The sequence below is a fragment of the Vibrio sp. Vb1755 genome, from assembly GCF_033338635.1.
GTDB classification, from domain to species: Bacteria; Pseudomonadota; Gammaproteobacteria; order Enterobacterales; family Vibrionaceae; genus Vibrio; species Vibrio alginolyticus.
The window spans coordinates 23,978-36,934 of the sequence record NZ_JAWOTA010000037.1; the positions used below are offsets into that span (position 1 = coordinate 23,978).

The following is a 12,957-nucleotide window of genomic DNA, read 5'->3' on the forward strand; positions in this document are numbered from 1 at the left end:
GGATAATTGCGAAGCAATAGAAATTATAAGAATTCGTCAGCACCGCCAGACAACATGAGCTCACCAGCATCCGCCATTCGACGGGCAATTGCTAAGATTTCTTTCTGAGCGGCTTCTACATCTGCCACTCGTACTGGCGGCATCGCTTCTATATCATCACGCATCATATCAGCAGCACGTTTAGACATGTTCTTGAAGACTTTCTCACGTAACGAGTCATCTGCACCTTTGAGTGCTTTTTGCAACACGTCTTGTGGTACGTCACGCAGCAACTTCTGAATACCTTGGTCGTCCACTTCGACTAAGTTTTCGAAGACAAACATTAGGTCTTGGATTTGCGTCGCCATGTCTTCGTCCTGATCGCGAATTTGTTCCATCAACAAACCTTCGACGTTGTTGTCTAGGTAGTTCATGATCTCCGCTGCTGCTTTCAGGCCGCCAATTTTGGCTGCTTGTGCACCCGCTTGACCCGCGAACTGTTTCTCCATGATTTCGTTCAGCTCTGCCAATGCTGATGGCTGAACTTCTTCAAGGTTGGCAATACGCATCATCAGATCCAAACGCACGCGCTCAGGGAACTGAGACAAAATCTCTGCAGATTGGTCTGCTTCTAAATAAGACAGTACGATAGTTTGAATCTGTGGGTGTTCATTGACAATAATGCTCGCCACTTGGCGTGGGTCCATCCATTTCAAAGAATCCAAACCCTTTGAGCCCGTACCAAGTAGGATCTGGTCAACTAAGTTGTTGGCTTTGTCTTCACCAAGAGCGGCAACCAATGCATTACGCATAAAGTCTTCGCTGCCCATACCAATGTTGGTGTATTTCTGGATATCCTCCAAAAACGCACGATGAACAGCAGATACCTTGTCTTGGCTGAGATCCTTCGCGCGAGCCATCGCACTACCAACACGCTGAACCTGTTTTGGTTCTAGGTGACGGATAATGCCAGCTGCATCTTGTTCATTAAGGCTCAGTAGCAAAATTGCCGCTTTTTCTTCGCCAGTAATGGTTGAAACATCCAGCTCTACTGGCATTCCCGCGGCGTTGTCATCTTGAGGTACGATATCGTTAGCCATTGTCATTCATCCAGTTTTTCACTACTTGAGCAGCCAGTTCAGGTTCATTCGCAACCAGAGCGCGAACCGCTTTCAATACATCTTCATCTTTATGAAGGTTTGGCAAATCAATACTTGAGCCAAACTCGAACAGTTCGCTGCTTTCGATGTCACTGCCAATCAAGCTAGTTTCACCATCCGCACCAATCGGCAAGCCGTCTGGTCCGTACATTTCGTCTTCATCATCGCTGGTAGGGTTAAGCAATTTCTTCATTGCTGGGCGAACCAGAACCAACACAACCACAATAATCACTAATGCACTTGCGAACCAACGAACCCAATCACTGAAGTTAGGGTGCTCCCAAATTGGTGGTTCTTCTAGCTGCTCAGCCTCTGGCTCAGCAAACTTTACACTCAATACATTCAGCAAATCGCCACGGCCTTGATCAAAGCCAACGGTACCAATTAATACTTGGCGAATGGCATTGATTTCAGATTCGGACATTGGGGTATAAGTCACTTCACCCGTATCAGGGTTAACTTGACGACGGTCTTTAATCGCAACAGAAACGGTCTGACGAGCCACTGTCCCGGTCTGCTTTCGCTCGTGGCTGATGGTCGTATCAAGTTCAAAGTTACGCGTGGATTCTTTACGAACTGAACCCTGCCCCATGACAGAACCATCTTTCATTTGAGCCACATCTTGCGGAATTGAGGCATCCGCTGGAGGCTGATTACTCAACGCACCCGGAATACCCGCTACCATGTTACCGTTATTGTAATCTTCGAGTGCGTACTCACTGCGAGTCGCAGGGGTGTTTGGATCAAAGCGTTTGCGGGTTTGTTCAACCGCACTGAAGTCCATTTGGATATCAACCTGCGCCGTATAGTTGCCATAACCTAAAATGGGTAATAGTACGGAATCAATTTTTTCGCGCAGCGCTTGCTCTTGGCTGCGTTCTAATTCTTGTTCTTTGCGTCGCGCCGCAGAAGCGGGATCTTGGGAGCCTGAGCTGAGTAAGCGGCCATGCTGATCTGTGACGGTAATTCGAGAAGTTTTCATTCCCGGCACAGCACTAGCCACCATGTCGACAATAGAATCCACTTCTTGTTGCTTAAGGTTCGTGCCTGTCGACAATGTCAAAAATACCGACGCAGACGCTTCTTGGTTATGACGCACAAACACGCTGTGCTTTGGCAGTGCCAATAACACTCGTGCTTTGCGAACTTGCTTCATTTCTTCAATTGCTTGAGCCAATTGGCGCTCTCGACTGAGTTTGAGACGCTCTTGCTCGAGACGTTGTGAAACACCAAAACCCATGTCTTGCAGCAAAATATCATCGCCCGCTTCTGTAGCTTGGTTAACGCCGGAACGAACCATGCCAAGTTTGATCGAGTTGTACTCACTCGATTCAACAGAAACAGTATTGCCATCAAGCTTATAATTGATTTTCTGCTGGTCCAGATAATCCAGAACGGGGATCAATTCTTCGGTCTCATACGCACCAAGTGGGCGCATTTCCGGTTCTTTGACCCAAAAGAACAGCATCACGATCAATGCAACACAGATGGATATCGACAGCACAAGCACAACCTGACGAAGTAAATCGAGGTCGCCCACTGCCATATCGAATTTTGACGCACTACGCTCCTCTAGATCTGGATTTTGACTCTCCACATCCACATCGGAACTTGCTACCAGTGCACCATCTGAGCCGCCTTCAGTGACGGTTAAATCTGTAGACTTGTCTGCCACACTTATTACCTAAATTACACTGGCATGTTCATGAGATCTTTATATGCCTCAACGAGTTTATTGCGAATTTGAACCGTCGCATCAAAAGCGACACTAGACTTGTTACGAGCGATCATAACGTCAGAAAGGGATACATCGGCATCACCACGATCAAAACGGGTTTGTAAATCACCAGATGCTTTTTGAAGTGTGTTTACGTTATTGATGGCTTTAGTTAGGAGATCGTTAAAATCTGCTCCAACTTTCGCCCCACTTGCAGTAGGAGCCGTATTGGTTGCTTCTACCATCATGGCGCGCATTTCTGCCTGAATACCATCAATTTTCATTAGCACCTCTAAGCCAAAAGATTGACTATTAACAAAACTGATTATTGACACAGCAATTAACGTGCCATAAGACATTAGCAATCAATTTACTTACACTTTTTGTCTTATGGCCGTTGTCTGTGTTAATTCGGGATATCTATACCAGCATCACGCATTTTGGCAAGCTTATAGCGCAAGGTTCGAGGGCTTATACCCAGTTTCTCCGCCATTTCTTTGCGTCGACCATTACACTCAACCAAAGTCTCCAAAATAATGGCGTATTCTTGATCGCGCAGCTCGCTGCCTAAGCCTTCTCCACCAGTTACTGGGCGGCTGACACTCTCAGCTTGAGCAACTGGCTTAACATTGGGCACGACCATATCTGCATTTTGCACCACGTGTTGCAAGCTATTGGCATCTTGCCAATCTACGCCCTCGAGCAAAATGTGCTCTGCATCGATGTCGCCATTTTCACTTAATATCAGCGCTCGTTGAACCACGTTATCCAATTCACGAACATTACCCGGCCAAGGGTATTGCAATAGTTTTTCTAACGCAACGGTCGAGAATTGAGGCACTGGCATGCCCATTTTGCTGCAATGACGCTCAGCAAGGTGCTTGGCAAGCGGTGCAATATCGCCTTTACGTTCTTTAAGTGCAGGCCACGCAATTGGGAATACATTCAGGCGGTAATATAAGTCCTCTCTGAAGTTTCCTTCTGACACGTATTGCTTAAGATCACGGTTACTCGTCGCTAACACACGAACATCTAACTTGATGCTTTTGCGACTGCCTAGGCGCTCTACTTCGCGCTCTTGTAGAACACGCAATAACTTCGCTTGCAGGTTCAAGTCCATTTCGCTGATTTCATCAAGCAAGATTGTGCCACCTTGCGCTTGTTCGAACTTTCCTGGGCATGCCTGAACAGCACCAGTAAATGCGCCCTTTTCATAGCCAAACAGTGTTGCTTCGAGCATATTGTCAGGAATCGCGGCACAGTTAATTGCGACAAAAGGACCATTTTTACGATTTGACGCGTTGTGAATATAGCGCGACATCACTTCTTTACCTGAGCCACTCGGACCTAGCACCATAACATTCGCATCTGTACGTGCCACTTTATCGGCCAACGCGAGTAAACGTAGACTTTTCTCATCAGCAACGATAGCGTCACCGTTGTCATCACTTTTTATCGGTGCATAACGACTGACCATATTTAGCAACACTTCTGGTGCAAATGGTTTCGCCATGTAGTCGATCGCGCCATCTTTCATTGCAGACACGGCATCTTCAATATTGGCGTACGCCGTCATTAGCAATACTGGTAAGTTAGGCCAATTCTGCTTGATGCTTTTGAGCAGAGCTAAGCCACCCATACCCGCCATTTGCACATCAGAAACGACGATATCAACCGTATTCGATTTCAGCTTTAACAGTGCATCTTCAGCACAGTCCGCTTCCAACCACTCATACCCTGCCAGAGCCAGAGTATCGACTAGGGCTTCACGAAGACCTTCATCGTCTTCTACGATCAGCACTTTGCTTTGCGCCATTATGATTCTCCAGAAATTGTTATTACCAAAAGCCGCTTATTGCGCTTCTGTTTGCACTCGCTCTAGCGGAATGCACATGGTGAAGCAGGCTCCATCACCCTGCTCTGAAATAAGTTCCAATCGACCGTCATGGGCACGGCAAACCATTTGAACAACTGCCAACCCTAATCCAGTTCCTTGAGAACGTGTGGTAAAAAATGGCTCCATGATTTTGGCTTGCAGTTCTTCGGGCACACCCGGTCCGCTGTCTTGCACAGAAATGCGTAACTCACCATTTACCGGGCGGAAAAAAATATCGACTTGCGATTCTTTACCAGACATTTGAATCGCATTCATGACCAGATTACTTAATGCAGATGCAATGGCGTTCGCATTGCCTAGTAGCTCAGTTTGTTCTTCTTCAACTTCTAGGCAGTAATCAATACTGTTGTTTTTTAGCGCGGTTTCGACCATCGGCTGATATTCCGCTACCAACTGGGCAATCGTGAATGGCTTAATGACTTTATTATCACCACCTTTAGCAAAAAGCAGCATATCATTAACCTGCTTTTCCAAATCGTGCAGTCGATCCATTAATTTGGTTTGGAAGCGATCTTTTGTCGCTGGAGGAAGATTTGGCGCTCCCAAATTGGATGCATATAACATAGCGCTCGACAGCGGCGTTCTTACTTGGTGAGCAAGCGACGCAACCATACGTCCTAACGACGATAAGCGCTGTAAATCACTGACACGAGCTTGAAGTAAACGGGTTTCGGTTAAATCGGTAATCAGGATCAATTGACCTGTTGTGGACGCCGAGATGGCGAGTCGAACTTTACGGCCATTCCGCAGGGAAACTTCATGGCCATCATCTTCACGTGGGTCAAACACCGCCTGGATAACGTTGAACCATTTTTCGTTAACCAGTGGAATCTCAAGAATTCGGTGCGCTTCTGGATTTGCTTCACGCACTACTCCGTACGTATCGAGCAAAATCACTCCAGCAGGCATCACATCGAGCACCTGTTTGTAGCGCTCAACCTGATTCTCTACGGAATCTAAATGGGATTGATTGGTGTTGTTATCCATTACTGCCTGTCGAAATATCGCCGCTAAAACTAAAATAGCTTGGTAAGCAATTAGCGTACCAAGCTATTTTCTATATTTATCAGGACGTTAAGCTATCGACAATAAGTTGACACTCAGAGATAACGGTTTTGGATGCCAGAAAAACGATGTTAACTAGCACAAGTGATAATTCAGATATCGTCTTAAAACTTCACTTTACCTAGCGCTGTAAGTTGTACTTACGCATTTTTTCCACCAGCGTAGTACGTCGCATACCCAGCATGTCGGCCGCTCTTGCTACAACGCCACCCTGCGCTTCTAATGCTTGGCTGATCATATTAACTTCTAAATCAGCTAGCAGTTCTTTCAAATTAACCCCTTCCGGTGGCAGCGCTTGCGGGGCGTTCATGCTGTGATCAAGGTCGTCTTGATCTTCAAAGCTAAAATCTTCAGAGAAGATATCTTGGAATACATCACGCTCTTGCTCTTCCACCGAAACAAATGGATTGCTCTCTGGTTGGAACTCTGGGATGTCACTGTAGCGATATTTGGTTGGTAGATGGTTTACATCCACCAAGCTATTTGGATACAGAATAATCATTCGCTCAACAAGATTAGCCAACTCGCGTACGTTGCCCGGCCAGTTATGCTCCATAAGTGAGTTGATTGCACGAGGTGTAAAGCAGATAGGTTGTCCGCCTTCCGCCTCTAAACGTGTCATCAGTTCTTGCAGCAGCAATGGTATATCTTGTTTGCGCTCTTTCAGCGCTGGCATCTCAATTGGAAACACGTTCAGGCGATAGAACAAGTCTTCTCGGAACGTGCCTTCTTCAATCATATTTTCTAGATTACGGTGTGTCGCCGCCACCACTCGAACATTTACCTTGATGGTACTATTGCCACCTACACGTTCAAAGCAGCGTTCTTGCAATACACGAAGCAACTTTACTTGCATCGACATTGGCATATCGCCAATCTCATCAAGAAAGATCGTGCCACCGTCTGCGAGCTCAAATCGACCTTTACGGGCAGTTAACGCACCAGTAAACGCGCCTTTTTCGTGACCAAATAATTCGCTTTCTAGGAGCTCAGGCGGTATTGCACCACAGTTAATAGGTACAAATGCGCCATCGCGGTATGAAGAATGATAGTGGATGTTACGCGCAACAACTTCTTTACCCGTACCGGACTCACCTAAGATCAACACGTTTGCTTCCGTGTTTGATACTTGCTCAATCAGATGTCGAACTTCTTGAATACCTCTACTTTGACCAACTAAGCTGCGAAAAAGCGTGTTTTTGCGTGCACTAGCAACAACATTCACTCCTTTTCGCCCCAGAAAATCTTTGCAGTGGCGTAACGCTTCACTAAGCTGTGGGTAATTAAGCGGCAGCTCTAGTTCACCAACAAAATTTGGAAGATCATCAACAGGCAAAGGAAAACGGCCCATGACTAGAAGAGGGATGTGGTAAGCGCTGTTTAAATGAGAGATAACCGTACTCGCCGCTTGACCTGCTGGAATATTACCAACAATACAGCACGACCATACGCTAGACCAATCAACATCGCTGAGCTGATCAGAACTGACCGCTTCGCAATTTTCTCCAACAAATTCCAATATATTGCTTAAATTTAAACGACTTGATGCGTCATCATCAATTACAAGCAGCTTTGCCAAACCATGCATAAGTAAGAATGATTGCCTTTATTTTAGGTGCGTTGCGGCCAAACCTTGATTTGCGCAATTGGGTGCTAAAGAAGGCAGAACCACCACACTCAATTTACGATAGACAAAATAGGAAAATCAGCAACAAAAAAGCCATTAGGGCTACTAATGGCTTCTATTTTATTTGAATATAAAAATAAGGCAACCAAGCAATGGAGAGGTGTGAGCTTGATAGAAACTTTGCTACACAACTCGTTGCGCAATTGACAAATATATTCGTCTAGTATCTTAACGCATTGTTTTGACTATTAAATACCAACTTCAGCAGCGGTAAGATTATGAAACTCTGTTGGGATTTGGTCCCAAGCGGACTTGATCTCACGGATAATGTCGATAACGTCGTCGATCAGCTGAGGCTCATTTTGATGGTTAGCAGCAGAAATTTGCGTGATCATAAACTCATACAGTGAATCTAAGTTTGAAGCAATATCACCACCGTCATCCATAGATAGACAGCTGCGTAGCGCGATAATGATGTCTAACGCTTTACCTAAGCGCTCACCTTTTGCTGGAATATTGCCTGCTTGCATGGCTGCTTTACCTTGAATAAGGCGCTCAATCGCACCAGCCATAAGCATTTGAATGACTTTGTGCGGAGAAGCCGCGCTAAGCTGGCTGTCGACTGATACCTTTTTGTATGCTTGCAAAGAACCGCGCATAGTAATCCTCTTTTAAATAAATTTTTTGTACTGCTGAAGTGAACGCTGGCCATAACGAAACTTATGGAGCTCTTTTCCGACCTTTGACGTTTCCGATTGCATCAGCTCGACAATTCTTTTGGTACGAGTTAGCAATGCTTGCCACTCTGCATCCTGCTTAACCAAAGGATTTTGATGAATAATTGGTAACAGGTTTTGCAATAACCGTTCCCTGATATCGACCAAGCGAAGAATTTCTTCAGCATTAAAATCAATTTTTTCTAATTCTTGCGTAATTAGTTGATCTATATCACTAATTTCCATGAGTTCTTTTTGCATTTATTAACCCAACGCACTCATCAAAGCGCCTAACTGGCCCTGCATTTTACCGGTCGCATCTTGCATCGCGGTAAACTTCGCATGAGTACGCTTCTCTAGGCTTTCCATGCGGCGATCTAATGCCGCTTGATCGTCACTCAAACGGTAGTTTTGTTCTGTGAGACTTTTTTCTCGAGTACGAATACTGCCTGTAATACCTGTGATACCGTGAATCGCATCTTCTACTCGTTTAGCAAAACCTGTGTTGCCACCGAAGAACTTTTCTAACTCGTTGAAGTTATTGTTCAACTGGCGATCTAGCATGTCATAGTTGATTTCTAGGGTGCCTTGACGTGTCGTCGTAATGCCAAATTCTGTTAAGGACTTTAGGTTTTCAGGCGCCTTATCGATTCGAGTAGAAAAGACCGATTTTAATCGTGAATCTGCACTGCGTACGGTGCTGTCACCTGACAACGGCCCTTTTTGACCAGTTACCGGATCCACACTCGCCAACGCTTGGGAGGTTTGATAAAACGAGTTATACGCTGCCACAAAGTTTTCGATATCGTTGCGTACACTTTGACGGTCGTACTCGACACCAATTTCAGCAGGCGGTTTATTCGGTTCTGATTTGCCTTTTAGTGTTAAATCAACACCTTCGATCGCATCTTCAATCACATTGTTGTGGCTAGATAGCTTTGCCACTCCATCAAGCAGAACTTCTGAATCTTGCCCTGCTTGTACTTCTGTCATTCCAAGGTATTCTTCAAAAGCAGATTGTGCCTTTGCGATTTTCGCTTCTGCTTCATCAATTTTTTCCAGACGCTCACGTTCTTGAGGATCAAGTTTAGCGCGATGAATTTGCTTAGCTTGCGCTTCGGAAAGTTCACCACGTGCCACTTTTTCGTCTAACGCTTGCTTTTCACTCGCAATTTTTTGCTCGATTTCCGCTTTTTCTTGCTCAAGAAGCTGCTTAGCCTCTTTCGTCGTAACGTAAGAATCGGTTAGGGTGCCCGATGCGGCATTATTCCAGCCTGGTACATCTGGTGCCTTCTCTATTGCCTTTTCGTCGAGTTCGAGCTCTGGTTCTTCATAAGAGTCCAACAAAGTACCTGACGCAGTTTCTGTCCAACCTGGAATTCTGTCTTCAGGGCGTAAACTCGCGCGTCGGTTGGCTTCATCAATGGCTTCTTGACCAGCTTTGGCTGCTTCTGCACCCGCCGCAGAGATTGGCGCTTGCGATGCATCATCTTGTACATCGTCTGCCGCTTTTTGCTCTTCTGGAGGTAGAGGATTGCCGTTTGCATCTAGCTCTTCAGCTGGTTGTTTCGGAAATTTAAGAGGACCTAAGACATCTTCCGCCGCTGAACGAGCTTCTTCAAGCGCGTTGACGCGGTCTTCAAGTGTTTGGTATTCGAAGTATTTAAGAGGGTTGCCTTTTTCGGCCTCCACACTGACTCTGATTTGATGATCCTTACCAGAGAGGTTAGAAGCAAGGATAAGGCGTGGACCTTCGACGTCGTTAATAAGAGATGCACGAACGCCAGGGTTATCTTTAGCGCCATTGATGCCGCGTACGACATCGATGAGCTTAGATCGGGAACGAACATCGATATTAAAACGCTCATCACCAAGCGAAATCTGCAGCTTACCAGGGCCAAATTTTGCGTCTTCTGGCAATACGTCAGAAGCGACTTTGTGGCTCTGAGCAAGCTGCAACACATCGATAGCATATTTGCCAGCGATAGCATCTGTGGTTGCCGTGGCAGATACGATATTGTCATTGGTCGTTTCGACAGTGCGAACGGCAAATGCTTTCTCCTGACGAAAGTTCGCCATGAGATTTTTCATCGTATCCAATGATTCTCTGAGTCGCCCGTAAGCACTGATACTGGCATTAATTGTCGTGCGTTCGTTGTCGATGCGTTGCTGCTTTGGTACGCGTTCGGCATCCACAATTTTGCTGACCATGGAATTAATATCCATGCCGCCAGACATCCCCAAAGGGCCTAAACTCATCAAATCACCTCTAAAAACGACTTACACTTTTTCAGTCAACAACCCGCTGTTGGCTGTGTGCTCAGCTAGGCGACGCAATACCACTAGCATTTCTTCATCAGGAATTTGACGAATCACGTCACCGGTATTGGCTTCATAAATCGTCACCACATCTCGTCCGGATTCTTCATCCACTCGAAATGCGACTCCTTTGTTTATGGACGTTACAAATTCATTCATTTGTGCGACCAATTTTTCACGTTCTTCTTTGTTCAGTTCTTGACGGCTTTCAGCCATCTCGATCGCAGCTTGAACAGAGAAGTCGTATTCGGTGTTTTTCGCTTTTTGCGGCGAAATCTCACCATTTGAATTTGCTGGGCTAGACGTGCCTATATCATTGCCATTTTTATTTGCAAACTTTGTGCCATTTGGCGTGCCGTAAGGCTGGATGTTCGATGCGTAGGAGGATATATCCATTACAATCTCCCTTCCACCTTATGGGCTAACGATAGAATCTATCGCTTTGGTGCCCCAGCACTAAGGTGTTGACCTCAGGCTGGGTTTACCACTTAGCCCAACAAGCTTAGCGCTGCAGATGGAGACTGCTTCGCTTGAGCCAGGATTGAAGTACTTGCTTGCTGAAGAATTTGCGACTTAGTCATCGCAGTGGTTTCCTTCGCGTAATCAGTATCTTTAATACGGCTTTTAGACGCGTTAACGTTCTCGTTAATGTTGTCTAGGTTGCTGATTGCGTGGTTGAAGCGGTTTTGGAAAGCACCGAGTGAAGCTCGTTGGCTGTCTACGGACTTAAGAGCGCCGTCGATAACCGCTACTGCTTCTTGAGAGCCAGCTACTGTGGTTACGTCGATGTCTTTCACTGTTACGTCTTTCGGACCACCAAAGCCGATCTCGTCTGCTAGGTTGCCAGAAAACTCAACATCACCTTCAACTTTTTGAGAAGAAGCAAATACTTGTAGTTTGCCATCTTCGCCAACAGAGGCTTTTACATCATCGTTTTGACCGTTGATGTATGTCGCTAGCTGTTCAATATCATCGCCTTGCTTAGCGCTGATTGATAGCTCTTTCTCTTCACCCTGCTTGTTGGTGTAGCTCATTTTGAACTCTGTTTTCTCACCAACAGTCCAAGATGCGTCTTTACCCTCTTCTGCTGCGTAGCTCTTACCACCCATTGCTGAAGTGTCTGAGCGTAGGTTACCCATAGAAAGCATCACTGCTTCACCTGAGTCCGCCCCGATTTGGAAAGACTGAGTACCGTAAGTACCGTTTAGAAGCTTGTTACCACCGAAAGAGGTAGTTTCAGCAATACGGTTTAGCTCGTCGTTTAGCGCTGTTACTTCTTCTTGGATCGCTACACGTTCTGCTTTTGAGTTAGAGCCGTTCGCCGATTGAAGCGAAAGATCACGCATACGTTGTAGGATGTTGGTAGATTCATTCATTGCACCTTCAGCAACCTGTGCAATAGAAATACCGTCGTTTGCGTTTTTCACTGCCATGTCTAGGCCACGGCTTTGTGCATTCAAGCGGTTTGAAATCTGTAGACCTGCAGCATCGTCTTTCGCGCTATTGATTTTATAACCCGAAGACAAACGCTCCATAGATTTTTGTTGACCGTCAGCTGCCTGGTTTAGGTAACGCTGTGCAGTCATCGCAGAAACGTTAGTATTAACGTTAATCGCCATAATTGATCTCCTTAAGGCTTTAGTGAATGTACCGTCGTGTCTCTCACCTCACTTAGGTACATCTCATTTCTCTCAGTCCCTTTAACGGCGACCGATGAATATCCTTTAGAAGAAATTTTCAATTTTTTGCGATTATTTTCTTTGGCTTACTGAAATGTGATGAAGCTCTAATGTCGTGATTCGCAGAAATCCTGGGGCCCCAAAAGACAGAAAAAAACCCAGCCGAAGCTGGGTTTACTCGCTCATCTCTCACCACGAGCCAATGAGGTTCTCATCTTAGGTTTGAAATTAACCTAGCAGACTTAGCGCTGAGTTTGGCGCTTGTTTCGCTTGCGCAAGGATTGAGCTTGACGCTTGCGATAGAATTTGTGACTTGGTCATTGCCGTCGTTTCTTTCGCGAAGTCAGTATCTTTGATACGGCTCTTCGACGCATTCACGTTCTCGTTAATGTTGTCCAAATTGCTGATTGCGTGGTTGAAACGGTTCTGGAATGCACCCAGCTCTGCGCGGTGGCTGTCTACGTATTTCAGTGCTGCATCGATGATAGCAACAGATTCTTGTGCGCCACCAACTGAGGTTACGTCGATAGTATCTACCGTTACTTTTTTACCTTCGCCCAAACCTAGCTCACCAGATAGGCCGCCTGAAAACTCGACTTCGCCTTCGACTTTGTTGTTGCCAGCAAAGATTTGCAGTTTACCGTCTTGGTCTACTGAGGCTTTCACTAGGTCAGTTTGACCGTTAATGTAAGTCGCAAGCTCTTCGATATCGTCACCCGCTTTTGCGCTGATGTTGATTTCTTGCTCTTGGCCGTAGCTGTCCGTTAGGTTGATTTTTAGGTCGTTCTTACCTTCAGC

The 12,957-nt window shown here is 45.8% G+C and carries 12 protein-coding genes; all 12 read right to left on the minus strand.

The window, feature by feature from the left end; all coding sequences use genetic code 11:
- Window positions 1-23: 23 nt before the first annotated feature.
- On the minus strand, window positions 24-1,079 hold the full coding sequence (fliG, locus tag R7E00_RS21115; protein ID WP_005380470.1) for a flagellar motor switch protein FliG: 1,056 nt from the start codon (window positions 1,077-1,079) through the stop codon (window positions 24-26).
- Window positions 1,072-2,814 (minus strand): flagellar basal-body MS-ring/collar protein FliF, encoded by a 1,743-nt coding sequence (gene fliF / locus R7E00_RS21120; protein ID WP_005380462.1) that lies wholly within the window; start codon window positions 2,812-2,814, stop codon window positions 1,072-1,074. Before fliF ends, fliG begins: the two co-directional genes overlap by 8 nt.
- A gap of 14 nt (window positions 2,815-2,828) precedes the next feature.
- A complete protein-coding gene (gene fliE, locus R7E00_RS21125) occupies window positions 2,829-3,140 on the minus strand; it encodes a flagellar hook-basal body complex protein FliE (protein WP_005384482.1) in 312 nt (103 codons plus the stop codon).
- 122 nt (window positions 3,141-3,262) lie between these two features.
- Window positions 3,263-4,672 carry a sigma-54-dependent transcriptional regulator gene (locus R7E00_RS21130; RefSeq protein ID WP_005394318.1) on the minus strand — a complete coding sequence of 470 codons (1,410 nt, stop codon included), beginning with the start codon at window positions 4,670-4,672 and terminating at the stop codon, window positions 3,263-3,265.
- Window positions 4,673-4,708: 36 nt separating this feature from the next.
- Window positions 4,709-5,740: a sensor histidine kinase gene (locus R7E00_RS21135; protein WP_005380459.1), complete on the minus strand. Its 1,032-nt coding sequence runs from the start codon at window positions 5,738-5,740 to the stop codon at window positions 4,709-4,711.
- 199 nt (window positions 5,741-5,939) lie between these two features.
- Window positions 5,940-7,406 carry a sigma-54 dependent transcriptional regulator gene (locus R7E00_RS21140; protein WP_005384490.1) on the minus strand — a complete coding sequence of 489 codons (1,467 nt, stop codon included), beginning with the start codon at window positions 7,404-7,406 and terminating at the stop codon, window positions 5,940-5,942.
- Window positions 7,407-7,693: 287 nt separating this feature from the next.
- Window positions 7,694-8,104: a flagellar export chaperone FliS gene (gene fliS, locus R7E00_RS21145; RefSeq protein WP_005380457.1), complete on the minus strand. Its 411-nt coding sequence runs from the start codon at window positions 8,102-8,104 to the stop codon at window positions 7,694-7,696.
- Window positions 8,105-8,116: 12 nt separating this feature from the next.
- Window positions 8,117-8,422: a flagellar protein FliT gene (locus tag R7E00_RS21150; protein WP_005380456.1), complete on the minus strand. Its 306-nt coding sequence runs from the start codon at window positions 8,420-8,422 to the stop codon at window positions 8,117-8,119.
- Window positions 8,423-8,425: 3 nt separating this feature from the next.
- Window positions 8,426-10,420 carry a flagellar filament capping protein FliD gene (gene fliD, locus R7E00_RS21155; RefSeq protein WP_258495600.1) on the minus strand — a complete coding sequence of 665 codons (1,995 nt, stop codon included), beginning with the start codon at window positions 10,418-10,420 and terminating at the stop codon, window positions 8,426-8,428.
- Window positions 10,421-10,441: 21 nt separating this feature from the next.
- Window positions 10,442-10,876, minus strand: a complete 435-nt coding sequence (flaG, locus tag R7E00_RS21160) for a flagellar protein FlaG (RefSeq protein WP_005384493.1) — start codon at window positions 10,874-10,876, stop codon at window positions 10,442-10,444.
- 92 nt (window positions 10,877-10,968) lie between these two features.
- Window positions 10,969-12,099 (minus strand): flagellin, encoded by a 1,131-nt coding sequence (locus R7E00_RS21165; RefSeq protein WP_005380449.1) that lies wholly within the window; start codon window positions 12,097-12,099, stop codon window positions 10,969-10,971.
- 288 nt (window positions 12,100-12,387) lie between these two features.
- Window positions 12,388-12,957 (minus strand): flagellin (locus R7E00_RS21170; protein ID WP_206958538.1); only part of this gene is annotated, 570 nt, incomplete at its 5' end.